The 26,436-nt window shown below is 59.1% G+C and carries 22 protein-coding genes, 3 pseudogenes and 1 riboswitch; of the genes and pseudogenes, 16 read left to right on the forward strand and 9 right to left on the reverse strand.

All coding sequences use genetic code 11. The features are described from left to right. Positions 1-158: 158 nt before the first annotated feature. The 7 genes and pseudogenes from ACOYW1_RS09895 to ACOYW1_RS09925 all read right to left on the reverse strand — a co-directional run bounded on the left by ACOYW1_RS09895 (position 159) and on the right by ACOYW1_RS09925 (position 7,968). A complete protein-coding gene (locus ACOYW1_RS09895) occupies positions 159-1,358 on the reverse strand; it encodes a dicarboxylate/amino acid:cation symporter (protein WP_482422661.1) in 1,200 nt (399 codons plus the stop codon). Between the two features lie 484 nt (positions 1,359-1,842). Further along, entirely contained in the window at positions 1,843-3,222 is a 1,380-nt protein-coding gene (locus ACOYW1_RS09900) for a sigma-54-dependent transcriptional regulator (protein ID WP_482422662.1), read from the reverse strand. Between the two features lie 59 nt (positions 3,223-3,281). Next, positions 3,282-4,512 (reverse strand): annotated as a pseudogene (locus tag ACOYW1_RS09905) (ATP-binding protein). Between the two features lie 28 nt (positions 4,513-4,540). Beyond that, positions 4,541-4,942 (reverse strand): transporter substrate-binding domain-containing protein, encoded by a 402-nt coding sequence (locus ACOYW1_RS09910; RefSeq protein WP_482422663.1) that lies wholly within the window; start codon positions 4,940-4,942, stop codon positions 4,541-4,543. Further along, the gene (gene mtaB, locus ACOYW1_RS09915) at positions 4,942-6,261 is read right to left on the reverse strand and encodes a tRNA (N(6)-L-threonylcarbamoyladenosine(37)-C(2))-methylthiotransferase MtaB (protein ID WP_482422664.1); all 1,320 of its coding nucleotides are present in this window, start codon (positions 6,259-6,261) and stop codon (positions 4,942-4,944) included. Before mtaB ends, ACOYW1_RS09910 begins: the two co-directional genes overlap by 1 nt. A gap of 178 nt (positions 6,262-6,439) precedes the next feature. After that, entirely contained in the window at positions 6,440-7,543 is a 1,104-nt protein-coding gene (gene mnmA, locus ACOYW1_RS09920; protein ID WP_482422665.1) for a tRNA 2-thiouridine(34) synthase MnmA, read from the reverse strand. Then, positions 7,543-7,968, reverse strand: coding sequence for an NIL domain-containing protein (locus ACOYW1_RS09925; RefSeq protein WP_482416539.1), 426 nt, complete (start codon positions 7,966-7,968; stop codon positions 7,543-7,545). The genes mnmA and ACOYW1_RS09925 overlap by 1 nt, the downstream gene beginning before the upstream one ends. Before the next feature lie 443 nt (positions 7,969-8,411). Between ACOYW1_RS09925 and ACOYW1_RS09930 the strand changes: the two genes are divergently transcribed. From ACOYW1_RS09930 to ACOYW1_RS09970, 9 genes are all read left to right on the forward strand, one after another. After that, positions 8,412-9,905, forward strand: coding sequence for an ATP-binding protein (locus ACOYW1_RS09930; protein WP_482422666.1), 1,494 nt, complete (start codon positions 8,412-8,414; stop codon positions 9,903-9,905). Next, on the forward strand, positions 9,892-10,734 hold the full coding sequence (locus ACOYW1_RS09935; RefSeq protein WP_482422667.1) for a sigma-54-dependent transcriptional regulator: 843 nt from the start codon (positions 9,892-9,894) through the stop codon (positions 10,732-10,734). Before ACOYW1_RS09930 ends, ACOYW1_RS09935 begins: the two co-directional genes overlap by 14 nt. Beyond that, positions 10,695-11,267: an AAA-type ATPase lid domain-containing protein gene (locus tag ACOYW1_RS09940; RefSeq protein WP_482422668.1), complete on the forward strand. Its 573-nt coding sequence runs from the start codon at positions 10,695-10,697 to the stop codon at positions 11,265-11,267. Before ACOYW1_RS09935 ends, ACOYW1_RS09940 begins: the two co-directional genes overlap by 40 nt. A 268-nt stretch (positions 11,268-11,535) precedes the next feature. Then, a complete protein-coding gene (locus tag ACOYW1_RS09945) occupies positions 11,536-12,864 on the forward strand; it encodes a short-chain fatty acid transporter (RefSeq protein WP_482416536.1) in 1,329 nt (442 codons plus the stop codon). 57 nt (positions 12,865-12,921) lie between these two features. After that, a complete protein-coding gene (locus ACOYW1_RS09950) occupies positions 12,922-13,578 on the forward strand; it encodes a CoA transferase subunit A (protein ID WP_482422669.1) in 657 nt (218 codons plus the stop codon). Between the two features lies 1 nt (position 13,579). Continuing rightward, positions 13,580-14,242, forward strand: coding sequence for a 3-oxoacid CoA-transferase subunit B (locus ACOYW1_RS09955; RefSeq protein ID WP_180141331.1), 663 nt, complete (start codon positions 13,580-13,582; stop codon positions 14,240-14,242). 263 nt (positions 14,243-14,505) lie between these two features. Then, positions 14,506-14,715, forward strand: coding sequence for a hypothetical protein (locus ACOYW1_RS09960; RefSeq protein ID WP_482416534.1), 210 nt, complete (start codon positions 14,506-14,508; stop codon positions 14,713-14,715). 57 nt (positions 14,716-14,772) lie between these two features. Next, a complete protein-coding gene (locus ACOYW1_RS09965; RefSeq protein WP_482422670.1) occupies positions 14,773-15,708 on the forward strand; it encodes a metal ABC transporter solute-binding protein, Zn/Mn family in 936 nt (311 codons plus the stop codon). A 441-nt stretch (positions 15,709-16,149) separates the two neighbouring features. Beyond that, positions 16,150-17,445: a sensor domain-containing diguanylate cyclase gene (locus tag ACOYW1_RS09970; RefSeq protein WP_482422671.1), complete on the forward strand. Its 1,296-nt coding sequence runs from the start codon at positions 16,150-16,152 to the stop codon at positions 17,443-17,445. 118 nt (positions 17,446-17,563) lie between these two features. Here the strand turns inward: ACOYW1_RS09970 and ACOYW1_RS09975 are convergent, their stop codons facing one another. Together ACOYW1_RS09975 and fusA are read right to left on the reverse strand one after the other, a co-directional pair. After that, entirely contained in the window at positions 17,564-18,250 is a 687-nt protein-coding gene (locus ACOYW1_RS09975) for an AAA family ATPase (protein WP_180141340.1), read from the reverse strand. 122 nt (positions 18,251-18,372) lie between these two features. Beyond that, on the reverse strand, positions 18,373-20,460 hold the full coding sequence (fusA, locus tag ACOYW1_RS09980) for an elongation factor G (protein WP_482422672.1): 2,088 nt from the start codon (positions 20,458-20,460) through the stop codon (positions 18,373-18,375). Between the two features lie 673 nt (positions 20,461-21,133). Beyond that, positions 21,134-21,236, forward strand: a riboswitch (TPP riboswitch). A gap of 285 nt (positions 21,237-21,521) precedes the next feature. On the opposite strand from fusA, the gene thiS reads away from it, so the two are divergent. From thiS to thiC, 7 genes and pseudogenes are all read left to right on the forward strand, one after another. Next, positions 21,522-21,722: a sulfur carrier protein ThiS gene (gene thiS, locus ACOYW1_RS09985; RefSeq protein ID WP_180141344.1), complete on the forward strand. Its 201-nt coding sequence runs from the start codon at positions 21,522-21,524 to the stop codon at positions 21,720-21,722. After that, positions 21,722-22,496 (forward strand): annotated as a pseudogene (locus ACOYW1_RS09990) (thiazole synthase). The gene thiS and the pseudogene ACOYW1_RS09990 overlap by 1 nt, the downstream one beginning before the upstream one ends. Positions 22,497-22,660: 164 nt before the next feature. Further along, positions 22,661-23,086, forward strand: a pseudogene (locus ACOYW1_RS09995) (radical SAM protein); the annotation flags it as partial. 232 nt (positions 23,087-23,318) lie between these two features. Then, complete coding sequence (locus ACOYW1_RS10000; RefSeq protein WP_482422673.1) at positions 23,319-23,576, forward strand: hypothetical protein; 258 nt, start codon at positions 23,319-23,321, stop codon at positions 23,574-23,576. Next, on the forward strand, positions 23,576-24,172 hold the full coding sequence (gene thiF / locus ACOYW1_RS10005) for a sulfur carrier protein ThiS adenylyltransferase ThiF (protein WP_482422674.1): 597 nt from the start codon (positions 23,576-23,578) through the stop codon (positions 24,170-24,172). Before ACOYW1_RS10000 ends, thiF begins: the two co-directional genes overlap by 1 nt. A gap of 96 nt (positions 24,173-24,268) precedes the next feature. Continuing rightward, on the forward strand, positions 24,269-24,901 hold the full coding sequence (thiE, locus tag ACOYW1_RS10010; RefSeq protein WP_482422675.1) for a thiamine phosphate synthase: 633 nt from the start codon (positions 24,269-24,271) through the stop codon (positions 24,899-24,901). A gap of 1 nt (position 24,902) precedes the next feature. Beyond that, complete coding sequence (gene thiC / locus ACOYW1_RS10015) at positions 24,903-26,207, forward strand: phosphomethylpyrimidine synthase ThiC (RefSeq protein WP_482422676.1); 1,305 nt, start codon at positions 24,903-24,905, stop codon at positions 26,205-26,207. Positions 26,208-26,436 lie beyond the last annotated feature (229 nt).

Below are 26,436 nucleotides of genomic sequence, written 5' to 3' on the forward strand. Positions count from 1 at the left end.
AGAAGAAAGTGTGTCAGTGTTCTGAGATGTGTATGAAAATCAGGAGGGGATAGTTCGATTCGTTGCGGGATGGGGACCCCGCAAGGTCTCGAAGCCCGGTCCGCGGAATGGGGACTCCGCGGGCCGGACGCTCCTGGGTTTTCCTTTTTGGGTTGAGGCTATACCGCCTCGGTGGCGTCGAAGATCTCCTTGTCGAACTCGCCTTCGCTCTTGGCAACGATCAGGGAGGTCATGGCGTCGCCGGTGACGTTGACACTGGTACGTGCCATGTCGAGGATTCGGTCGATACCCGCGATGAGGGCGATCCCTTCCATGGGCAGGCCGATGGAGGAGAGGGTCACCGAGAGCATGATGAGACCCGCGCCGGGTACGCCGGCCGTTCCGATGGAGGCCAGGGTGGAGGCGAGGATCAGGGTGATGTAGTTGGACATGGTCAGGTCGATGCCGCTGGCCTGGGCCACGAAGAGAGCGGCCACGCCCTGATAGATGGCGGTACCGTCCATGTTCACCGTGGCGCCCATGGGAAGAACGAAGCTTGAGACGCTCTTGGAAACGCCCAGGTTCTCCTGGGTGCAGCGGATGGTCACGGGAAGGGTGCCGGAGCTGCTCGTGGTAGTAAAGGCCACGGCCTGGGCGTCAACGATGCCCTTGAAGAACTTGGCGGGGCTCAGGCGTGCAACAAGGCCGACGCCGGAACCGTAGACGAAAATAACATGGACAATGGCGCCGATGTAGACGGCCAGGATCACCTTGAGCAGGGGCAGCAGCGTGGATGCGCCGTACTGTCCCACAACGTAGGCCATCAATGCGAAGACGCCGTAGGGGGCGAATTCCATGACAATGGCGGTGAGGGTGTACATGATCTCTGCCACGGATTCGCAGAGTTTCTTGAAGGGCTCAGCCTTCTCACCGGTGATGTTGATGGCGATGCCCAGGAAGATGGCAAAGCAGATGACCTGGAGCACATGGCCGCTGGAGAGAGCGCCCAGGGGGTTCTTGGGAACGATGGACACCAGGGTGTCGATGAAGGGGGGCGCCTGCTTGGCGGAGACGGCCTGTCCCATGTCGATCATCATTCCTGCGCCGGGCTGGAGGAGGGTACTCACCAGAAGGCCGATGCAGACGGCAAAGGCTGTGGTGACAAGGTAGATGGCCAGGGTCTTGAGACCGATGCGACCCAGCTGCTTGCTGTCCTTGAGGCTGGTCATGCCAACGATAAGGGACGAGAAGATAAGCGGGATGATAAGCATCTTGATGGCGTTGATAAAGAGCGTACCGATGGGTTTTACCAGCGCCGCTTTTTCCTGAAAGATAAGTCCGGCCACAATACCTAAGCCAAGACCGATCATAATTTTCATCCAAAGTTTCATAAGTCCCCCTGCCTGTTACACGTTACGAGTTCTGGCGACCCCCGGAAAGCAATGACACGACGGTGTACAAGTGAGCGCTTTCGAAATCCGATTGATTTTAAGGGCAGCATTCCATCCTGATGTCCGGAGAAACGGAAAACGCAAATAAACCGTGACTCCGGTGCTGAGTCAGTTTTTTTAAGAGCAAGGTCGGTGCCAAGATATACTAATTTTCGTAACAAACTGATTGAATGGATGAAATGTCTTATTTTGAGGGGCTTCTAATATGCGTGAGGGGCTATAACCAAAGGAATAGATGGTGGCGGCAGATTGTGGAAAAGCTCAAAAAACAGGGGAAGACTTTCTTATATAACCAAAGTTATGGCTATAATTTTGGTTATACCCCTTTGGGGCGGGTCTTTAAGGAACGCGCATCGATTCCTGTTTTTTTGCTTCTTAAACCCTTTCTGCCCGGAGGCGATGGGGCCATTGCTTACTCATCCTGCTTTTCCCTGAGCTGCTTCATGCGCTTGCTCAAGGCTGGCTGAGAAATCCCGAGGATTCGGGCCGCGATGCTCTGGTTGCCTTCGGCGCGGTCCATGGCCTCCATCACCAGGAGGCTGGATGCATCGGCCAGGGTGGGCAGGGGGTCCAGGCCCGAAAAGGGGTTGCCGTCCGCTTGCCTGGAGACAGCCTGTGCGTCGGGGTGGTGCGGAGCATGTCCTTCCATGGCCTCTTTAAAGGATGCCATGGAGAGGGTGCCGCCCCCATGGCGGGCCACGGCGTCAAAGACCATGGATTTTAGTTCCCGGATGTTGCCGGGGAAGTGATAGGTGGCCAGGAGGACCGGCAGCTCCGGGGGATAGGCCGGGACCTTCTTGCCGGTTTCTTCGGCGGCCATGGCAAGGAAAGTGTCCAGAAGGACGGGAATGTCGTCTTTCCGTTCCCTTAAGGGGGGCATATGGATGTGGTGGGTCTGGAGACGGTAGAAGAGGTCCTTGCGGAAGCGTCGCTCTTTGCTCTCTTTTCCTTTTGACCTTGAGGGTCCCGTGGGTGGAGCAGACCACCCTGGCGTTGATCTTTTCCGAGTGGTCGCTTCCCACCGGGGAGAAAATCCGTCCTGGAGCAGGCGAAGGAGTTTCACCTGGGAAGGGGCGGAGAGGTCGCCGATTTCGTCCAGGAAAAGGGTGCCCCCCGAGGCCTTCTCCACCATGCCTGCACGCCGTGCATCGGCTCCGGTGAAGGCGCCCCGCACATGGCCGAAGAGGGTGTCGGAAAAAATGGTGTCGTCCAGCCCGGCCACGTTCACTGCCACCATGGGGCCGGGTGGGTTGCAGACGCGGTGGATGGCCCGGGCCACGAGCTCCTTGCCCGTTCCGCTCTCTCCGGTGATGAGGACCGGCTGGCGCGAACTCGCAAGGGATTCGATGTAGCTGAAGATGGAGATCATGTACCGGTTGGCCGTGGCGATATGACTGAAGGCCTCGGGGTTGCTCGGGGCCTTGCTGATGGTGGAACGGATGGCCCGGTTTTCCCGTTTCAGCTCCCAGAGGTTCACGGCGTTTCTCACCGTGGCCACGATGCGTTCCTCGGCGCCGGTTTTGACGATGTAGTCGTTGGCGCCCATTTTCATGCACTGCACGGCAAGGCTGACCTGATTCATGCCGCTGACCACCACAATCACCGTGTCCGGGGACTCTTCCCGGATGACAGAGATCAGCTCTTCACCGGGGATGTCGGGCATCATGAGGTCCAGGAGCACGATTCCGATCTCTTCCTCGGCCAGGATATCGCGCACCTTGCGTCCGTCGCTGAGCTTGCGCAGGTTGGTAAACCCGGCGCGCTCCAGAAGGAGCCCAAGCTGCGGAGCCACGAGGGCTCGTCATCAATGAGGAGAATGGGGAAATCCTGGGTCAACACACCGGTCATGGGTTACTCCTTGTCCAGGGCGGGGAGTTCAAGGGTGGCGGTGGTGCCCCGGCCCGGCTGGGATTTGAAGGTCAGGTTGCCTTCATGGTTTCTGACAATGCCCGCCGAGACCGACAATCCGAGGCCGGTGCCGCCCACCGACCGCTTGGTGGTGAAGAAGGGATCGGTGAGGTCTGATGCTTGGGTCAATGCCCGATCCTTCATCGGTCACCGACAGGGTGACGAGGCCTTTGGCCGGGTCGCTGTCGGTTTTCAAAAGGATGGCGGATTCCGTTGATTCCAGGGCCTGGCAGGCATTGAGTAGCAGGTTGATCACCACCTGTTCGATGCGCTGGGGGTTTGCCTGGATGGGGGGGATGCCTTCACGGAGTTCCACACCCAGGTGCCGGGTGGATTTCTCCACGGTGGGCCGGACAAGCCTCAGGGCATTGACGGCGATGGTGTTGAGGTTGGTCTCTTCCTTTTCATCGTCGCTCTGTCTGGAGAAATCCCGGAGGTCCTCCACAATGGTTTTGATGTGGCGGGCGGCGTCGTTGGTCTCGTCCAGGATCAGGGGGATCTCGTCTCGCATGCGGGAGTAGGGAAGGCCCGCCACCTTGAAATCGCCGTGTTCCCTGTAGTGCTGCTCCAGCACGGGGTGCATCTCCTTGAAGGCGGCCACCAGCAAGGGGATGTTGAGCAGGAGGAGGCCGTTGGGGTTGTTGAGCTCGTGGGCGATGCCCGAGACCAGAAAACCAAGGGAGGTCATTTTATCGGCCTGGAGGAGCTGCTTTTGCCGGGTCTCCAGCTCCCGGGTGCGCAGGGCCACCTCCCGTTTGAGGGTCCGGGACCACAGGATGTTGCCGATGACCACCATGGCCATGAAGGTGAAGAGCAAACCGGCTGCGATGACAAGCTTTCGGGTGGGGATCCCCGGGGAGAGGACCCCGAGCCAGCGGTTGTGGATCTCCCGGAGGCGGCCGGTTTTTTTCAGGATGGCAAGGCCCTCGCTGATCTGCGCCATCAGCTCGGTGTTGTCCTTTAAGGTGGCGTAGCAGTAGAGCTGCACCGCCACTGGGTTTCCACGCTTGCGGATGTTGGAGAGCTTGTGTTCCCGGATGTAATAGAGGCCGGGCAGGTTGGCCACAATGGCGTAGTCGTAGGCGCCGGACGCCACCATGCGCAGGGCGTCGGTCTGGTAGGGGACGGGCACCGGGGTGATGGACAGGGGGCTTTGCCTTAAGGTCTCGTGCATGATTCCGTCGTGCTGCACAAGGACCTGCTTATACGCCAGGTGGGAGAGGCTGCCCACGCCCAGGGTCTCTTCCCGGGTAAAGATGGAGTGGTGGATCAGGGTGTAGGTGGTGGAGCTGCAGGTCCCGGCGTGCCCGCTCGTCGGAGTAGGAGATGCCCTGCATCACATCCACCTCTCCTTTTTTAAAGGCCTCCATGATCTCTTCCCAGGGGCCCAGGCGAATCTCGATCTCCATGCCCATGACCTCGGCAAGGGCCCGGGTCAGCTCCACGGTAAAGCCCGTGGGGTTCCCGTCCTGATCCAGGAATTCGTAGGGTGGGTACTGGGCGTCTCCCCCGAAGACGATGCGCTCCGGGGGGGCTGCCTGGGCCAGGGTTCCGGCCAGGAGCAGGATAAGACACGCCATGGAAAAGAGACCGCGCCGAATCATCAGCTCTCCTCTCGTCTCCCCGTGAGGTGGCCGTCGGGGGTGACGGCCTCCAGAATCACCGGCACCAGCTGGTTCATGAGACTGTCGTCCCCTTCAAACTGCACCGGGATGTAGTTTGAGGTCACCCCTTTGAGAAGGCCCGTCTGATGGTCCCGCTCCCGTTCCACAAGGACCTCGGCGCGGGTTCCCACGGCCGCTTCCATGAACCGTTTTTTTGCGGCCTGGCCGATGGCGCGCACGCGAGCCGTGCGGTGCTTCATGGTTTCTTTGTCGAGGCGTCCGTCAAAGGTGGCCGCAGGGGTCTTTGCCCGTGGGGAGAAGGGAAAGACGTGGAGATAGGCCAGGGGCAGGGACTCTAAGAACGCGCAGGTGTTCTCGAACTGTTCTTCGGTCTCACCGGGAAAGCCGATGATGACGTCCGCGCCGATGGCTGCCGACGGGGAAAGAGCGTGGATCCGGGTTACCAGCTCGCGGAAACGCTCGGTGGTGTATGGGCGCTTCATGCGGGAGAGCACGGTGTCGTCCCCGCTTTGAAGGGGAATGTGGACATGGTCGCAGTAGAAGGGAGACCCGGTGATGATGTCAATGACCTCGTCGGTGATCTCCATGGGCTCCATGGAGCTCAGGCGGACCCGCTTCACCGCTTTTTCCTCTTCCAGGCGCTTGAGCAGGGCGTAAAAGCTGGTGGGGGGGGTGAGGTCCTGGCCGTAGCAGCCGATGTGGATGCCGGTGAGCACCACCTCCTGATACCCGCGGGCCCCAAGGGACGCCAGCCGGGAAACGGCCTCGGCCATGGGCATGCTGCGGGAGCGGCCCCGGGTGTGGGGCACGATGCAGTAGGAGCAGAAGGCGTTGCAGCCGTCCTGGACCTTCAGCAAGGGGCGGGTGCGGGTGCCCAGGGCGTCTACGTCAATGCCCTTGAACTCGGTCTCCCGGCAGCTCTTGTTCCGGTCTTCGGAGAAGTGGGCCTCTCCTTTTTCAACGAGAGCGATGATCAGCTCGGGGAGCTTGTGTTTTTCCGTGTGGCTGATGACGGCGTCCACGCCGTCGATCTTTTCGATCTCTTCGGCTTCGGTCTGGGCGTAGCATCCGGTGACCACCATCTTGGCGGAGGGGTTTTTTCGGATGGTCTGGCGGATGTGGTTCCGCGACTCCACCGAGGCTTTGCCGGTGACGGTGCAGGTGTTGATGATGCAGACGTCGGCGTCTGCGGGCTGTTGGGTTTCCTGCCAGCCCCGGGAGGTAAGGGCCATGCCCACGGCGTCGGATTCAAACCGGTTCACCTTGCAGCCCAGGGTGTTGATGAAATAGCGTGGCATAATATCGACCTGTGATGGTCGCCATGATTACATGGCGATGGTGTTTGGGTATAAAAGCGCAACGTGTCCCTGCATCGTCCGTTGGTCGGGCGTGCAAAGGGAAAAAACGTCGCAGAAAAGCTGCCCCCCGGCAGAGCCGCCGGAGGTCATGTTGATCATTGTACTCAACTCATGATCTTTAACGGGTAATCCAGCCTCCGCCCAGGACCTCGTCTCCTGCGTAGAACACGATCCCCTGGCCCGGGGTCACCGCGGACTGCGGGGAGTCGAACATTACGGTGGCTCCCTTACGGCTCGGGGCCAGCTCGATGCGGCAGGGGCTTCCCTTGTGGCTGTAGCGGATTTTGCAGGTGGCCTCAAAGGAGTCACTGGCCGGTGGGCGGATCCAGTTGATTCGGGCCACCGTGCAGGCCTCGGACAAGAGGTCCTCTTTTTTGCCCACCACCAGGCGGTTTGCCTCGGGCTCCAGGGCCAGGACGTAGTAGGGGTAAGGGCCCGGGCAGTTGATGCCCCGGCGCTGGCCCACGGTAAAACCGTGGAGGCCCAGGTGCCGCCCGACCTCGGTGCCGTCCGGGGTCACGATGGGGCCCGGCTCCATGGCAAAGCCGGGGCGGGACAGGAGAAAGGCTTTGTAATCGCCGTCCTGGATAAAGCAGATATCCTGGCTCTCTCCCTTGGCAAAGGAGGTAAGCCCTTCCAGAGCGGCCTCTTTCTTGATCTCTTCCTTGCGCAGGCCTCCCAGGGGAAACACGGCCTTTGCAAGACGCTCCGGTGGCACCATGGCAAGGAAATAGGACTGGTCCTTGAAAGGGTCTTCCCCTTTTAAAAGGTGAAGGCCACCATCCTCGTCGGTGCGGGTGCGGACATAATGGCCAGTGGCAAGGTCCCGGGCGCCTAAGGATTCGGCCACGTCCAGGAGGTAACCGAATTTGACCGTGGGGTTGCAGAGAAGGCAGGGGTTGGGGGTGAGCCCGTCCCGGTACGCCTTTTCAAAATGGGAGACCACCTCTGCCTCGAACCGATCTCTGATGTCGATGATGTGGATGGGGATGTCGAGCTGCTCCGCCACGTGGTTCATGGCGGGAATAGCCACCCGGCAGCTTTCCGAATGAAGGGTCAGCCGTGGGGACGGGCTTGCGGCCTGGTGCGCCGCCCTTACGGGCTCGTAGCCGGTGATAAAATGGATGCCGACCACCTTGTGGCCTGCCTTTTTGAGACGCCAGGCCGCATACAGGGAATCGATGCCGCCGCTTACTGCGACGGCTGTGGTGTGGCTGTTCATCAGAAGAAATTCTTGTCCTTGGGATTGGCCTTCATGGCGTTGGACGGGCAGGTGGGAACACAGAGTTCACAGGCGCTGCATTTTTCAAGGTCGAAGATTACCTCCATGGAGGGACGTTCGATGGCCAGTGCCCCGGTGGGGCAGACGGCGGTGCAGGCCCCGCAGTGGGTGCATCGCGCCTCGTCGCGGGTCACTTCCTGATCCGAGCGGCTCACCTTGATGCCCTTGCTTTTCAGGTATTCCAATCCGTTTTTGAAGTTTTCCCGGGTGCCCTTCAGCTCAAGAACCATGATCCCTTCCCGACGGGGGAAGATGTTGGCATGCAGGATGGCAAAGGTCAGTTCATAGTCTCTGGCAAGGTAGCAGACCACCGGCTCTGGGGAGGCCTCCTTGGGGAACTTAAGAATCAATATTTTTGATTGCACGGGTCGGGTCTCCGAGGTTGTTGCTCTGGTAAAAAAGTTCACCGGCGAATCGATTTCGGTTCACACCGGCTCATGGGGACGCGACGATTCCCGCAGGCCAGATGGGCCTCAGGCCCTTCGGATGCCCGGGGTAATGGGGTCGGTCCCTGATTGTAAAGCTCTCTATCGTACCGGGTCTGGTGGGGGGTGTCAATATCGCCACGGCCTCCCTGTGTCGGCTCAATGCTCATATGTTCGGCTGTATGTTGAGTTTTGTAGTCGTTGTTTTTTAAGGAAAACAATTTCTGGTATTTATTGGGCAAATATCGGTCATGGGGGTGTGAAAAGTGTTTACAAGCACAGGGCCCTTGGGTTTAATAGAAATAAGGTGCCGTTTTTGACTGCGGCTCCAGGCTGAAGCGTCCCAAACGGCAACCCCCCATTACCCCAACGGCTGTGTTTGCATGAGACGTATACCCATCCGGATTTTCATCTTTCTTTTTGTCTCCATTATCATTGCGATTTCTTCCATCGGCACCGGGTTTGTCCTGATGCGCGAGGCAGAACACTCCCTGCTTCAGGAAAAGCAGCGCAAGCTCTTTGCCCTGACCCGCATGCTGGACGCCAGTCTGGCCGGATCCTTCGAATCCATCCTTGAGGCCGATGGCCTGACCACGGTTTCCCGGGCCGCCCGCATCGGTGCCCTGAACCGACGGCTCAGGGAGATCACGGATCGGGTGGCCCTGTCCGAGCCCGGGGTGGGGGTGGGGTACTACTCGCGGGACCTGGACGCCATCATCACCTACGGTCCCAGCAAGACCCTGGGCCACAAAGTGGGGCAGAGCATCAGTGCGGATCACAAGGGGCGGTTTGTCATGGCCACGGGCATGGCACGGGTACAGACAGCCGCCCTGGTTCGCGGTGAGATCATGAACTGCATGCTCCCCATCAACAGGGACGGTGAGGTCATCGGCTACATCTGGGCCAACGAGCTCATGGACGATATCAACGACCAGATCCGCAAGATGCTCTATCGTTTTTATGTGGCCATTGCCGCCGGTATCATTTTTTCCTTTGCCGGTACGGCGTTTATCGCCCATGCCGTGGGGTTGAGGATTCGGGAGATCAAGCGGGGCATAAAGGCCATTGAAACCGATGTCACCCACCGCATCGCCCCCATGGGCGGAGAGCTGGGGGAGGTTGCCGTTTCGGTCAACGAGTTTGCAGAAGTGCTGGAGTCCAGGCGGCGCCTGGAAGAGCAGATGCAGAGAACAGACCGCCTGGCTGCACTGGGAGAGATTGCAGCAGGCGTGGCCCATGAGATCCGCAACCCCATGACCTCCATCAAAGGGTTTGTCCAGCTCATTGAAACCGGGATGGAGGCCGGTGACCCAAGGCGCAAATACACGGGCATTGTCACGGCGGAGGTAGATCGCCTCAACAAGATGGTCCGGGAGCTTCTCTACTATGCCCGACCATCCGAATCCCTGAAGCTGGCCGTGGACATCAACGGCATCCTGACCGATACCCTGCTTCTGGTGAATCTCAACGCCAGCCGCCAGGATGTGCAGGTCGAGACCGTTTATGGAGAGGGCCTGCCCCAGGTGGTGGTGGACCAGGAGCAGATGAAACAGGTCTTTCTCAATATTTTGATCAACGCGTTGCAGGCGGTGGGACCCCGGGGGCATGTCCGTGTGGAGAGCCTGGTCGTTGACCGGGGCGTTGCCGTGGTGGTGGAAGACAATGGAAAGGGCATCGACCCCTCACAGGTCCCGCGGCTGTTCGACCCCTTTTTTACGACACGGAGCAACGGCACTGGCCTGGGTCTTGCAGTCGTGCAGAAGATTGTGGACCTCCATCACGGGGTGGTGGAGGTGGAGAGCCGGCCGGGCAAGGGGACCCGGTTTACGGTGGTGTTGCCTGTGAAGACCAGAGGGGAGGCCCATGGGAACGGATAAAAAACGCGTGCTGGTGGTGGATGATGAGGCCCATGTTCGGATTCTCCTGTGCGAGGTCCTTAAAATGGAGGGGTTTGCCTGTGTGGATGCGGTCAACGGCAAGGATGCCCTGGCGCGCATGGAGGCGGAGTCGGTGGACCTTGTGCTCATGGACATCCGCATGCCGGAGATGGACGGCATGGAGGCGTTTCGTGTGATGCGGGACGCCTGGCCCGAGGTGCCGGTGATCATGACCACGGCCTTTGCCGGGGTGGACACCGCCGTGGAGGCCATGAAGCTGGGGGCGTATAACTACATCTCCAAGCCCTTCAACAACGAGGAAATCATCCTCAATGTCCGTCGCGCCCTGGAGATCCAGAGCCTGACCCGTGAGGTGGAAGACCTGCGGCGGGTGGTGAGGACCCGGTACTCCATCAACAACATCATCGGCACATCGGCCGGTATGCAGGAGGTCTTCAAAAACATCGGCCGGGTGGCCCCCACCAACTCCACGGTGCTCATCCAGGGCGAGAGCGGTACGGGCAAGGAGCTGGTGGCCCGGGCCATTCACTACAACAGCCGTCGGAGCCAGGGGCCCCTGGTGAATCTCAACTGCGCCGCCATCCCCGAAGGGCTCCTTGAGAGCGAGCTCTTCGGCCATGAAAAGGGTGCCTTCACAGGGGCGGTGGGGCCCCATCCCGGCAAGTTTGAACTGGCGGCGGGCGGAACCATTTTTCTCGATGAAATCAGTGAGATGAGCCCGAACCTTCAGGCAAACTGTAGTCTTCTCAGGACCGGACCTTTCAACGCGTGGGGGGAACCCGGACCCTTGATGCCGATGTCCGGGTGATCGCGGCCTCCAACAAGGACCTTGCCGAGGCCATCCGCCAGGGGAGCTTCCGGGAAGACCTCTACTACCGCCTCAACGTGGTCCTGCTGGATATCCCGCCGCTGCGGGATCGGCGGGAAGACATTCCCCTTCTTGTGGACCATTTTATTGCACGGTCCAACAAGGAGACGGGTAAACAGGTCCAGCAGATCTCCCACGGGGCCCTGGACCAGCTTATGGCCTATCCCTGGCCCGGGAACGTGCGTGAGCTCGAAAACGCCGTGGAGCGGGCCGTGGTCATGGGGCAGGGTGGGGTGATCATGGCCGAAGACCTGCCTGTTTCTCTCCGGGGTGGAACCCCCGGTACGTCAGGGACTGGGGTGCCGGGGCAGGGAAGCTCCCTGAAAGAGAAGATGGACGCCGTGGAGGCGGACATCCTGAAACGCGCCCTGGACGACACCGGCTGGAACCGCGTGAAAACAGCCGATATGCTGAAGATGAGCCGCAAGGCATTGATTTATAAAATTGATAAGTACGGATTGACACAACACTGACGGTTCATCTCTTTTCGATCTCCTCTGCTTGACAGGGCTGTGTAAACCTTACACAGCCCTCTCCCGAAGTTTGCACACCTTTTCGATTTATCCTCCTGGTCAGATACCTGGGCTATGCCTGTATCCCTTATTAAACAGGATTGTTGTGGCTGAAGTCCACGGCTTGGCATGCATGGTGCTAACCCTGTGGCAAGAGTTGGGTTTAACCGTGGGTGCGGCATCGTCACAAGGGTGTTTCGGGCCGCATCACAACAAGGGAGGAATCACCATGATAAGAGGTCTCGCTGCCTTTTTCAGCAAAATCGTCCGTCGCTGGCTGCCGGATGCGTTTCTGTTTGCCGCCATCCTGACGTTTCTCGTTTTTATTTTCGGCATGATCTTTCAGGGCCAGTCCCCTGTCTCCATGGTCAAGTACTGGGGGGAGGGCTTCTGGAAACTCCTCGCCTTTGCCATGCAGATGGTGCTGGTGCTGGTCACCGGCCACACCCTGGCGCGGACACAACTGGTGGAGTCGTTTTTAAAGGCCATCGCAGGGGTTGCCAAAACACCGTCCCAGGCTATCACGGTGACCACCTTCGTGGCCCTGGTGGCCTGCTGGGTCAACTGGGGGTTTGGTTTGATCGTGGGCGCACTCCTGGCCCGTGAGATGGTTAAAAAGGTCAAGGGGGTCCACTACGGTCTCCTCGTGGCCTCGGCCTATACCGGCTTTATTGTCTGGCACGCCGGGCTCTCCGGGTCCATTCCCCTGAAGGTGGCCGATGCCAAGGGCTTCATGGCGCAGATCACCGGGGGCATGCAGATTCCCGTATCCGAGACGATCTTTTCCTGGCAGAGCCTTCTGATCTGCGTGATCCTCCTTGCCTCCCTTCCCATCATCAACCGAATGATGATGCCCAAGGCCGAGGATGTGGTGGAGGTCGATCCTGCCCTCTTTGCCGATGAGCACGAAGAAGAGCCCCTGAAGCCCCGATCCGAGATGACACCTGCCGAACGGCTGGAGAACTCCATGGTGATCTCCATGCTCCTGGGCGCCATGGGTTTCGGATACATCATCTACTACTTTGCCACCGGCGGCAAGCTGGGGCTCAACAGCGTGAACCTCATCTTTCTCTTTGCCGGTATTATCCTTCACAAGACCCCGGCCAAGTACCTTCGCGTGATGAACGACGCCATCAAGAACACCGGCGGCATCGTGCTGCAGTTCCCCCTGTACGCAGGCATCATGGGGATGATGGTCCATTCGGGCCTGGCCGCCTCCATCTCCCAGTGGTTTGTGGAGGTCTCCACGGTCACCACCTTCCCCTTTTTCACCTACCTTTCCGCAGGCATCGTCAACTTCTTCGTACCCTCCGGCGGCGGTCAGTGGGCCGTCCAGGGCCCCATTGTGATGCCAGCTGCACAAGAGCTGGGGGTTCCCCTGGGGAAAGCGGCCATGGCCATTGCCTGGGGTGACGCCTGGACCAACATGATTCAGCCTTTCTGGGCCCTGCCCCTCCTGGGGATCGCCGGGCTCACCATCCGGGACATCATGGGCTACTGCACCGTGGCCCTGCTCTGGGGAGGTCTTGTTACCTCGGTGGTGCTGATGTTCCTTTAACAACGCTTACGCTTCAAGACTTTGAGGACATATCTAACGGCCTTTGGAGGCATAACGATGAACAAGGTAAAGACGCTGGACCAGGCGGTCCGGAGCATAAAAAACGATGATGTGATTATGGTCGGCGGGTTTATGACCGTCGGCACCCCTGAGCTGCTCGTGGACGCGGTGGTGGCCAAAAACCTGACCGGCCTGACCATCGTCTGCAATGACGCCGGCGTCCCCGGGAAAGGGGCAGGCAAGTTCGTGCGCCAGGGGTCGGTGAAAACCTTTTACGCCTCCCACGTGGGGCTCAATCCCGAGTTCGGCAAGGCCATGACCGAAGGCCGCATTGAAGCCATTCTCGTGCCCCAGGGCACCTTGGCTGAGCGAATCCGTGCAGCCGGTGTGGGCCTCGGTGGTATCCTGACCCCCACGGGGGTGGGCACCGAGGTGGAGAACGGAAAGAAAAAAATCGAGGTGGACGGGCGGCCTTACCTGCTGGAGCCCCCCATCAAAGGGGACGTGGCCCTGATCAAGGCCCACAGGGCGGACCGGGCCGGCAACGTGATATTCCGCAAGTCGGCCCAGAACTTCAACCCCCTGATGGCCATGGCCTGCGAGTACGTTGTTGTGGAAGCCGAGCATATCGAGGACACCGGGACCATGGATCCCGACCATGTCATGCTTCCGGGGATTTTTGTGGATGCCGTTGTACAGGCAGGGGAGGTGTAAGATGGCTGATAAACCGACAGGAAGGGAACTCATTGCCCGGCGCATTGCCCGGGAATTCAAGGATGGCGACATCGTGAACCTCGGCATCGGCATGCCCACCCTGGTGGCCAACTATATCCCAGACGGTGTGGAAGTGCTCCTGCAATCCGAAAACGGGTTCATCGGCATCGGCCCTGCACCGGCGGAAGGGGAGGCGGATCCGGATCTCATCAACGCCGGGAACCAGCCCGTCACCATTCTTCCCGGTGGTTGCTTTTTCGACAGCGCCACCTCATTTGGCATCATCCGGGGCGGGCACATCGACGCCACGGTCCTGGGGACCCTTGAGGTGGATCAGGAGGGCAACATCGCCAACTACATCATCCCCGGAAAAATGGTGCCCGGCATGGGGGGCGCCATGGACCTGTGCACCGGGGCAAAAAAGGTAATCATTGCAACGGATCACACCAACCGCAAAGGAGAGTCAAAGATCCTCATGCGGTGCAACCTGCCGCTCACAGCCGTTAAGGAAGCCAACCTGATCGTCACGGAGCTGGCCGTCATGGAGGTTGTCGAAGGCGGCCTCCTGCTCAAAGAGACCGCTCCGGGGGTCAGCGTGGAAGAGGTGCTCGCAAAGACCGAGGCCGTGCTGATTGTCCCGGATACCGTGGGGTCCATGGCCTGAGGACTCCCAGTCTCCCACCGGTAGGTCTCTGAAATCGGGGGAGCCCCAGGAGCGGGCTCCCCCTCCAATCCTCTCTGCTTTTGTTCTTTCACCGCTGTTTTTTCATCCTGACTTTCTGTTGACATTTCGCTATGAACGGATCATTTTGCAATGGCACACTCTAGTTATGATGTGCCGTTCCCGGTTTTGAAGGGGCTGTGCCCGGTTCGGAGACAGCCCTTGCCTGCCTTATTTCCGCCAACCCTTTGGAAAGGATGTCGAACATGATGAAGAAGCATGTGGTGATTATGGCTGCTGCGTGTGTGGTGGCCCTTTTTGTTGCCTGCTCCGGTGACGGGAAGAAGGAGGAGGACACCCGGATGTACGATGCGCAGCGAGATGCCCTTGAGCAGGCCCGGGAGGTGGAATCTGTGTTGCAGAAGGCAGAGGATGACAGGCGCCGGGAGATCAAGGAGATGGAAAAAGACCACTGAAGGCAATCTTGTGACAAGTGGTACGGCCGTAAAAGAAACAGACCTTAAGGAGGGAATATGAAAACGTGGGTGAAATGGGTTGCTGGTGTGATGTTTTTGAGTCTGCCCTTAAGGGCGGTTGCAGGCGAAAAGGCGGTGACGGCATTTGTCAGTATTCCGCCCCAAAAGGTCTTTGTGGAGCGCATCGGCGGGGATCGGGTTGAGGTAAAGGTGCTGCTTACCCCCGGGGAGAGCCCTGCCATGTATCGTCCCAAACCCTCCGTGATAGCCGGGCTTGGTGGCGCAGACCTTTTTTTCCGCATGGGGGTTCCCTATGAAACCCACCTCATGCCCAAGATCACGAGCATGTCCGGAAACCTTCAGGTGGTGGATACCCGAAAAGGGGTGCCCCTGCTGGCCATGGCCCGTGACCATCATCACCATGACGGGGATCACCACCACCACCATGATCACCACGAGGCATCGGGGCACCACGACCGCCACGATGAGTACGAAGGCATGGATCCCCACATCTGGCTGGACCCGGGCAGGGTTCGGATCCAGGCCGTGACCATGCGGGACGCCCTCATCGCCCTGGACCCGTCCGGCCGATCGGTTTACGAGGCCGGGTGTGCTGCCCTGCTTCAGGACCTTGACGCTCTGGACGCTGAGATTGCCCGGGCGCTTGCCCCCATTAAAGGTGAGACCCTTTACGTGTTTCATCCGGCCTTCGGGTACTTTGCCGATGCCTACGGGCTGGTTCAAAAGGCCGTGGAGGTGGAGGGAAAGAGTCCCAAGGGCAAGGCCCTTTCACGGTACATTGCCCAGGCAAGGGCAGATGGGGTTCGCGTGATTTTTGTTCAGCCCCAGTTTGATCGCCACACCGCGGAAAAGGTGGCGGCCGCCGTTGACGGGGCGGTGGTTCCCCTGGACCCCCTGGCGGAGGATTACTTTGGAAACCTCGGTAAAATTGCCGATGCCGTGTCCCGGGGGTTGAAAAAACAGGGCGAGTAAGCAAGGCCCTTGTCATGCTCCATGACAGGGGCGGGACAGGCTGGCTAATGATTTACCGTGTTGCTGGGCAGAGATGCCTTTGTGGCCGGGATGGGGGATCCGCAGGGGCGGTGCTCATTTTGCTTGAGCATCGCCCTCTTTATTTATGCTCTCTTTGCCATGGGGCAGTTATTGTGGTAGGTCTTTCCTTGGTTTGGGTGGTTTTTGAACAGGGAACGTTCAAACAGACACGTTGAGCGGCTGCCGGCTTTGTAATCCCGGTTTTATTTCTCAGACTCCTTATGGGCGGGACCGCTCGGGGCTCGGGGTGTGTACCCGGGCTACGGCAGGCAGGGCCTGGTCTGGAGGGAAAGGGTGCTGGAAAAATGGCTTGTAAAGGACGGTGGTTGCTGCTCCGGTGAGTTTCACCGGGCCACAGGAAGAGGGGAGGGGAAGGGTGCCATGCCGGCTCACCTCCTTCTTCAGGCCAAAGCGGGGGTTGCGAGCATCGGGCTGGAACCCGATGGGTCCATTTCTCAGTGGGAGGCTTCGGCCGAGGCATTGTTCGGTTATGACGCGTCTCGGATGATCGGCCGTGAGGTGACCTCCCTGGTTCCGTCTCCGGAGGAGGGGGATACTCTCAAGGGCTTTTTAAAGGCGTGCCTCCGGGGCGCATGCGTCTCCGACGTGTCCACGGCCTGCGTGACCCGGCAGGGGGATATGTGTTTCTGTCGCTGGTATGCGGTGCCCGCCCTCCGTGAGTCCGGTGAAACCGGCCTGGCCGTCATGGTCAAGGACGTCACGGCCCAGACCCTGGCCGTCAATGAGCTCAACCGGGCCAGAAGCCAGGCCAGGAGCCTCTTCAGCAGTTCTCCCATCGGTATCTTCCAGGCAGACATCAAAGGCCGCATTCTCGTGGTCAATCCCGAACTCTCCTGGATGCTTGGATATGAATCCCCCACCCATCTCACAGAAAGCCTTCAGAATGTCTCCTGTCTCTTTTCCGATCCGCTCCAGGCCGAGTCGTTTCTTTTTCAACTCTACGAAGGGGAGCAGCTCAACCGGTTTCGCTGTCAGCTGCGCAGGCGGGAAGGGGGGCTGACCTGGGCCTTGTGCTACGGCCAGGTGACCCGCAATGCCAAGGAGCGCGTGAACGGATTTTACGGGTTCTGTATCAATATCTCCATGACCGTGCGCGTGGAGCAGGAGCTCAAGCGCGTCAACGAAGAGCTGCGCAGGGCGTCCATCATGGATGCCACCACCGGCATTGCCAACCGGGGGCACTTCGACGAATGCATTGTGACGGAGTGGAACCGCCATCTCCGTGAGCAATCGGAACTCTCCCTGATCCTCTGCGACATCGATCATTTCAAACGCTACAACGACACACACGGCCATCAGGCCGGTGACCATTGCCTGGCCCGGGTGGCCGAAGCCCTTGTCTCCTGTGCCCGCCGACCCGGAGATCTCGTGGCGCGTTACGGGGGAGAGGAGTTTGTGGTGATTCTGCCCAGTACCGACCTCAATGGGGCACGGCACCTGGCCGAGACTATGCGGTGCTGCATTGAGGGGCTGGCTGTGACGAATGAACGGGCCGACCTCGTAACCCACGTCACCCTGAGCCTGGGCGTGGCTGCCATGACTCCCCACGGTGGGACCCGGGAGGCAGAGCTTGTGCACATGGCTGACGAAGCGCTATACAGGGCCAAAGAACTCGGTCGGAATCGCTGTGTGGTCTGGGGGGAAGCGGAGGTATAGGAATTGTTTTCCTGACGTGAAAGAGGCTCGGATGGCATCAAAATAAAAAAGGCACCCCGGTTCGGGGTGCCTTTTTTGCGTCCGTAATCCAAGAACAATCCCCTTAAAGGGGATTGGCTTAGCGGATAATCATGGTCTCAGGGTCGAGGACGGCGGACTCTTTGTCTGCCTTGGAGCCTTTGACAGCTTTGACATAGATGGTGTTGTTCTCCGGAACGATCTGGAGCAGGGTGGAGAAGATATCGTCCACGCCGCCGAGCTGAACGGGCAGGCCGTTTTCAGCAAGGGCTTCGTGGCGGTGGGTCTTGACGGTGAAGAGGGCAAAGTAACCCATGCGTGAGGCAAGGGCTTTGAGCTCTTCCATGTCTTCGCGACCCTTCTCTTCAAAGGGGTACCCGTCGATGATCATCATGTCGGGGTTGAACAGGTCCTGCTCGACGAGGTCGTTGATGCGTTCTTCCAGGCGGGCCATGGAGAAGCCATCCACATTCATGGTCAGGATCATGCGGTTGGGAAGGATCTCGTCGTAGGCTGACTGAGGCTCTTCCACACGATTCAGATCCGCCAGGTTGGCGAACATTTCGTTGTACCAGACGCTGACCTTGTTGACGGGTTCCTCCAGGCTGACGTGGAGAACTTTCTTGCCGCAAGCCATGGCGTGGAGTGCCATCTGAACAACCAGGGAGGTCTTGCCGAGACCGGCACGAGCCATAACGGCACCGAGCTCTCCTCCGTTGATCATGTCATCGCAATCGATGCCCAGTGCACCGAAGGGGTTCCTGAAGATCAATTCTTTTTTTGTCATAGTATCCTCTCTCGTCGCTGAGGTTCGAACTCAAAAATGACCCCATGGTGTCAACCCGGCAGTCTCCTCCAACCAAAAATCGGATGTTCGGATATGCTGCCGGGTGATGTGTTCCATCAAGGCTATTTTTTGGCAGCTTTCTCTTCGTTCACTTTCTTAACGATATCTTCCGACACGGAGGAGGGCACGGTCTTGTACGTGCTGAACTCCATGGTGTACTGGGCCTTGCCCTGGGTGGAAGAACGCAGAACGGTAGAGAAACCGAACATCTCAGCGAGGGGAACCTGAGCTTCGATACGGCTCATGGTCCCTTCGTCCTGAGAACCAAGGATAATACCACGGCGCTGGTTAATCAAGCCCATACATGGTCCCTGGAACTCATTGGGGCTTTCGATCTCAACCTTCATGATGGGTTCCTGGATAACAGGCTTGGCTCTTTCATAGGCCTGCTTGAAGGCACCCTTGGCTGCAGCCTGGAAAGCCATTTCCGAGGAGTCAACCGCGTGGAAGCCGCCGTCCTCAAGGGTAACGGCAATACCGGTAACGGGGAACTCAAGCTTGGGCCCTTTGGCCATGCAGCTTTCGAAGCCCTTCTCACAAGAGGGGATGAACTGGGTGGGGATACGACCGCCCACAACCTTGCTCTCGAAGGAGAACTGCTCGTCTTCGAGGGGCTCAATGTAACCCATGACTTTACCGAACTGACCGGAACCACCGGTCTGCTTCTTGTGGGTGTAGTCGAACTCGGCGCGGCGCGTGATGGTCTCACGGTAGGCAACGCGGGGCTGACCGGTTTCCACTTCAGCGTTGTACTCACGCTTCATTCGCTCGACGTATACTTCGAGGTGAAGCTCGCCCATGCCCTCGATGATGGTCTCGTTGGTCTCATCATCGATGAAGGAGCGGAAGGTGGGGTCCTCTTTGGTGAAACGGTTGAGGGCCTTGCTCATGTTGATCTGAGCTTTGTTGTCCTTGGGCGTGATGGACAGGGAGATAACGGGCTCGGGGACGAACATACTCATCATGGAGTAGTTGACGGCGGAGTCAACAAAGGTGTCGCCGGAAGCACAGTCCACGCCGAAGAGGGCGCCGATGTAACCAGCCGGGATCTCGTTGATGTCCTCCATGTCCGAGGCGTGCATACGGACCAGACGACCGATCTTGATCTTACGGCCGTTCTTGGCGTTGTTTACGGTGTCGCCTTTTTTCAGGGAGCCCTGGTACACACGGATGTATGTCAGCTGCCCGTACTGCCCGTCTTCAAGTTTGAAGGCTAGGGCCACGGTGGGCTTCTCGGAATCCCCTTCGAGAACCACGGGAGCCTCTTCGTTGTCGAGGTCCAGGGCTTCGTTGGTGATGTCGTCGGGGGTAGGCAGGTAACGGGTTACCGCGTCCAGAAGGGGCTGAATCGCTTTGTTCTTGTAAGCGGAGCCCATGAAAACGGGGGTGATCTGGCGCTCGATGGTGCCGATGCGAACCGCGTCAACGATCATCTCATCGGTGATCTCAGCCTCTTCGAGGATGGCGTCGGTGAGGGCCTCGGAGAAGAGGGAAGCCTGGTCGATGAGCTCTTCACGCTTGGCCTGTGCCTCGTCGAGGAGCTCAGCGGGGATCTCTTCCACGCGGATGTTTTCACCGTTGTCGCCGTCGAAGTAGTAGGCTTTCATGGCGATGAGGTCCACCACGCCCTGGAGGTTGTCCTCAAGGCCGATGGGAATCTGCATGGCAACAGCGTTGTGACCGAGCTTCTCGTTGAGCTGGTCGATAACGCGGAAGGGGTTGGCGCCGCTTCGGTCGCACTTGTTAACGAAGGCGATACAGGGAACCTTGTAGCGCTTCATCTGGGCATCAACGGTGATGGACTGTGACTGGACACCGGCCACAGAGCAGAGAACCAGGATGGCACCGTCAAGAACACGCAGGGAGCGCTCTACTTCGATGGTGAAGTCGACGTGGCCGGGGGTGTCGATGATGTTGACCTCGTGGCCCTTCCATTCACAGTAGGTGGCAGCCGAGGCAATGGTAATGCCCCTCTCCTTTTCGAGTTCCATGGAGTCCATGGTGGCGCCGACGCCGTCTTTGCCCTTTACGTCATGGATGGCATGAATCCTGTCGGTGTAAAAGAGAATGCGCTCGGTCAGGGTGGTCTTCCCGGAGTCGATGTGGGCGCTGATGCCTATGTTTCTAACTTTCTGCAAGTCGGTCTTCATTGTCACGTATCCTTCTTGAAAAAACGATCGAGGCAGCACATGACAACCCAAAAGGGAATGAAGACGTATCATTCCCTGTCCGGTGGGTGTAAGTCACACGTTACCCCGGTTTAACGAGCCTTTCCAGATTTTGCTCATGGTGGTTTGTTTGCTTAGACCAGACAAAAGGCCGGCGTCAGGAGCAATCAAGGGCACCGAATATATACAAAAGCATACGATTGTCAATCTTAAATTCTCATGAGGGAACCTTTTTTTCTCCGAAAACGGGTGCGGCAAGGGGAAAAGTGGACGCAAAAGGGAACGGAGAAGGCGCTGAAATCGAGAGATCCGGAGGTTTCCGGTGCAGGGATCTGAGGGGGTGAAAAGGTGCTTTGAAAAATGATAAAAAGTGGCCCCAAGTCTTGAAATCTTCAATAGTTATACTGGAATGGTACCTCCGGGTCAATGGGGTAAAGCAGGGGCGGTTCGGAAAGCCCGACCCGGCAGCCGCCCATGGGGAGGGCACCGGTGTCGGAAAAATCATGGGCTAGCTTGGGTGCCGAGCCGTGAAAACAGGCTCTGGACGACCTGCAGGCATTCCCGGGAGTCGTTGCGGAACCCTTCGTCCACAGACTCGTCGGTTTTCCTTGCGCGGGCGGGGCGGATGATGCTAAAAGAATCTCACAATCAGTTGTAACTTTGCTGGGGGTGCCCTTAACCGGGCTGAGACGGAGATATTCCAACCCTTTGAACCTGACGCAGTTTGTACTGCCGTAGGGAAGCCACATACACGATTTTTGTCGCGGCGCTTCAAAGCCCCCCGACACCTCACGTATCAGGCTGCCTGCGGGCGGCCTTTTTTTTTGGCCGCTCGCGGTCCGGTACCTGGCCCAGGCTCACAGGCCTCGGTGCCGCTCCGGAATCATCGGTCCTGCGCCTTGGAAGCCCTTTCCTTGGTATCTCCCCTTCATACAAGAATACCTGTCCTCCAGCTTATGGCCCTGGTTCGGTGTGCCTGTGGCGCGGTTTTTGTCTGCGTTTACGGACCATGCGCGTTTCCGGGGTTTCCAGGAGGTGTGTCTATGATGGTTAACGGCAGCGAAGAGAGCCTGTCCCAAGGTGACATGACCTTGGAGCGGTTCCTGGAGCACAAAGGGCTTCACCCCGGCAGTGTCGTGGTGGAGCGAAACGGCGAGGTGGTGGAGCGGTCCCGGTTCGGGGCGGTGACACTGAGCGAAACCGATAAACTTGAGATCCTGCGATTTGTGGGAGGGGGGTGCTGATGGACGATTGTTTTCAAATTGGGGGAAGAGAGTTTTCAAGCCGGCTTTTCATCGGAACCGGGAAATACCCGGCCGATGGCCTGATCCCCGACGTGTGCGAGGCTTCCGGCGCCCAGGTGATCACCGTGGCCCTGCGCCGTGTGGATTTTGCCTCGGAGACCGACAACGTGATGAAGCACATTCCCGAGAACATGGTGCTCCTTCCCAACACCTCCGGCGCACGAAACGCTGAAGAAGCGGTGCGCATCGCCCGCCTTGCCCGGGCCGCCGGGTGCGGGGACTGGATCAAGATCGAGGTGATCAGCGACCAGCGTTACCTGCTCCCGGACAACCTGGAGACCACAAAAGCCACGGAGATCCTCGCAGCAGAAGGGTTTCATGTTTTTCCGTACATGAACCCGGATCTCATGGATGCCCGGCGCATGGTGGATGCCGGGGCCGCCGCGGTCATGCCCCTGGGCGCTCCCATCGGCACCAACCGGGAGATGCAACCGTGAGATGATACGGATCCTCATCGATGAAATCTCCCTTCCCATTATTGTGGATGCGGGCATCGGAAAGCCCTCCCAGGCGTGCGAAGCCATGGAGATGGAGCTGCCGCTGTTCGTCAACACGGCCATTGCCTCTTCCAGTGATCCTGTGTCCATGGGGCGTGCCTTTGGCCGGGCCGTTGACGCCGGACGTGCCGCCTACCTTGCAGGCCTTGGTTCGACACGCAAAGAGGCATCGGCTTCGTCCCCCCTTACCGGGTTCCTCGGGCAGGGGAGGGCGTGATGGGCTTTTTCGATGTATGGAAGTCCCTGGACCCGGACGAGACCCTTGCCCGCATCAACGGAGCCACGGAGCGTGACGTGCAAGCCGCCCTGGACGCACACAGATGTTCGACCGACCATTTAATGGCCTTGCTGTCGCCTGCGGCAGTGCCTTTCCTTGAGGCAATGGCCCAAAAAGCCCACGAGTCGACCCTGCGCCATTTTGGCCGGCAGATCCTGTTGTTTACTCCCATTTATATCTCCAACCACTGCATCAACCAGTGTGTTTACTGCGGGTTCAACGCCAAGAACAAGATCCACAGGCGCCAGCTGAGTCTGGAAGAGGTGGAGTTCGAGGCTGCGGCCATTGCCGAGACCGGGCTCAAGCATATCCTCCTGTTGACCGGCGAGGCACCCAACGTGGCGACTCCGGCCTACATCGAAGAGAGCCTGTCCATCATCTCCAAATACTTTACGTCGGTGGGGATTGAGATCTACCCCGTGGACGAGGATGGGTATGCCCGGTTTGTGGCGGCTGGGGCCGACAGCCTCACCGTGTATCAGGAGACCTACAACGAAGATCTGTACAAGACCCTGCACCCGGCCGGACCCAAGCGGGATTTCAGGTTTCGACTGGAGGCCCTGGAGCGCGGGGCCCGGGCCAGGATGCGCGGGATCAATCTTGGCGGGCTTGGTGCTGGACCACTGGCAAACGCAGAGGGCTCCACCGCGCCCAACTGGATCAGCCTTCCAAGATGGCTTTGGGGCCTTTCCCTCCTTCCTGGCATGCACCCCCGCGCCCGGTGCTATAAACAGCCATCTGGACGCCGGTATGGTCCAGGCCATGACCGCCTTCCGTCTCTTTTTGCCCCGGGCCGGGATCACCCTGTCCACCCGGGAGAGCGCTTCGTTTCGCGACAACGTGCTTCCCCTGGGCATTACCCGCCTGTCGGCAGGTTCCTGCACATCCGTGGGAAGCCATACCGAAGAGGAGGGCTCCGGCCAGTTCGATATCAATGACGAACGGAGCGTGGTGGAGATGGACGCCAACTTAAGGGGGCGCGGGTACCAGCCCGTGTACCAGGACTGGAGGATGCACTGATGGACACCCTCGGAGGGTCCCTTGTGAGCCGCGTGGGGAAAGATCCCATGGAGCGTGTCTCTTCGGCCTGCATCGGTATTGCAGGGGCCGGGGGCCTGGGGTCCAATTGTGCCATGCACCTGGTGCGCATGGGGTTCCGCCACCTCGTCATCGCCGATTTTGACCGGGTGGAGCCCTCCAACCTCAACCGGCAGTTCTTTTTTGCCCGCCAGGTGGGGGAGAGCAAGGTGGATGCCCTGAAAGAGAATCTGGTCGCCATCGAGCCGGAGGCAGAGGTTAAAACCCACTGCGTGCAGGTGACCGGCGAGAACATCGGGGGGCTTTTCGACTTCAATGCCGTGGTGGAAGCCTTTGACCGGGTGGAGTCCAAGCAGCTTCTGGTGGAACGGTACCTGGCGCGCGGGACCTTTCTCGTGGCCGCCTCCGGCATCGGCGGCTGGGGAGATGCCGATCGCATCGTGACCCGGAAGATCACCCCCACCTGTTATGTGGTGGGGGACGGGGTCACTGAAGCGGATGAGGCCGCCCCTCCCATGTCTGCGGTCGTATTCATTGCGGCGGCCAAACAGGCGGATTTCATATTGGTAGGGTGGTGAATGGTGGGAAGGATAAAGGCTGAAGGCCAAAGGCCAAAGGCTAAAGGAAAATCCCCTGGCCGCCGGGGGGCGCTATTTACAGGAGAATAAGAAACCATGAGATCTATTGCAGGTGCCGATATTTACGGCATTACCGGGGAGGAGTACTCCCTGGGCCGGGACAACATCACGGTGGTGAAGGCGATGATCGACGCCGGTATTACCCTGATCCAGTACCGGGAAAAAGACAAATCCATGCTGGAGCGATACCGGCAGTGTGAGGTGGTGCGCAGGCTGACACAGGATGCGGGGGTCACCTTTATTGTCAACGACCATGTGGACCTGGCCCTGGCCGTGGAAGCCGACGGCCTCCACGTGGGACAGGACGACCTGCCCATTCCCGTTGTGCGAAAGCTTGCGGGGGAATCCATGATCATCGGGCTCTCCACCCACAGCCCGGCCCAGGCCGCGGCTGCCGTTGCGGCGGGGGCCGATTACATCGGTGTCGGCCCCATCTTCACCACCCAGACCAAAAAGGATGTCTGCGACGCCGTGGGGCTGACCTACCTCGATCATGTGGTGAAAAACGAAAAAATCCCCTTTGTGGCCATCGGGGGGATCAAGGAACACAACATTGCCGAGGTGAAAGCCCACGGCGCGGAAACCATTGCTCTGGTGACGGAGATCGTCGGAGCCGAAGATATTTCAAAGCGGGTCAAAGCCATCCGCAAAGCCATGGAGAGAAACTAAAATGAGCTACACAACCCAGATGAACGCGGCCCGAAAGGGTATCGTTACCGGCGCCATGGAGACCGTGGCCAAAAAAGAGAACATGCCCATCGAAACCCTCATGGAGCGCATGGCCAAGGGTACGATCGCTGTTCCGGTGAACAAGAACCACACCGTCATCGATCCCGAAGGCGTGGGGGAGGGGCTCCGCACCAAGGTGAACGTCAACCTGGGGATCTCCAAGGACTGCTGCGACCTGGAGGTGGAGATGGCCAAGGTCCGGGCGGCGGTTGCCATGAAGGCCGAGGCAATTATGGACCTCAGCTGCTTCGGCAAGACCCGTGAGTTCCGCACCCGCGTTATCTCCGAATGCCCCGCCATGGTCGGTACGGTGCCCATGTACGACGCCGTGGGTTTCTACGACAAGAACATCAAGGACATCACCGTGGACGAGTTCTTCAAGGTGGTGGAGCGCCACGCCGAGGACGGGGTGGATTTTGCCACCATCCACGCCGGGCTCAACCGGGCCACCGCCGAGAAGATCAAGCGCAACGACCGCCTCACCGGTGTTGTCTCCCGCGGCGGTTCTCTTCTCTACACCTGGATGATGCTCAATGACGCCGAAAACCCCTTTTACGAGCACTACGACCGGCTCCTGGAGATCTGCACCAAGTACGACCTCACCCTGAGCCTCGGTGACGGCTGCCGCCCGGGGAGCATCAACGACTCCACGGATGCGGCCCAGGTGGAGGAACTCATCACCCTGGGTGAGCTCACCAAGCGCGCCTGGGAGCAGGATGTGCAGGTGATGATCGAAGGGCCGGGCCACATGGCCATGGATGAGATCACCGGCAACATGATGATGGAAAAACGCCTCTGCCACGGCGCGCCCTTTTACGTCCTGGGGCCCTTGGTCACCGATGTGGCCCCCGGCTACGACCACATCACCAGCGCCATCGGCGGGGCCATTGCAGCGGCCAACGGCGCGGATTTTCTCTGCTACGTCACCCCGGCCGAGCACCTGCGTCTCCCCGACCTGGAGGACATGAAAGAGGGCGTTATTGCCACGCGTATTGCGGCCCACGCCGCCGACATCGCCAAGAAGATCCCCGGTGCCCGAAACTGGGACAACGCCATGAGCAAGGCCCGCGCCGACCTGGACTGGGAAAAGATGTTCTCCCTGGCCATGGACCCCGTGAAGGCAAGAAGCTACCGCAACAGCTCCAAGCCCGAGTTTGAGGACAGCTGCACCATGTGCGGCAAGATGTGCGCAGTGCGTAACATGAAGCGGGTCCATGAGGGCAAAGACATTCAGTTGAATGACTAAAAGGCAAGGTGCCAAACAGGTCATAGGTAAAGCAGGTTATCGGCGATAGTAAATCGGTGACCGGATTGGGGAGCGTTTTCTCCATGTGGGCCTGATCCTGTTGCTGTCTTGTTTTGGCCATGTCTGACGTGCTTGCCTTGCGGTCCTTAATTAATGAAATATAAAAAAGTGCCGCTCGTTTTCATTAAAAGATGAAGATGGGCGGCATTTTTTTTTAGATATTTTTGAT

The sequence above is a fragment of the Desulfoluna sp. CYM3A genome (assembly GCF_056829965.1).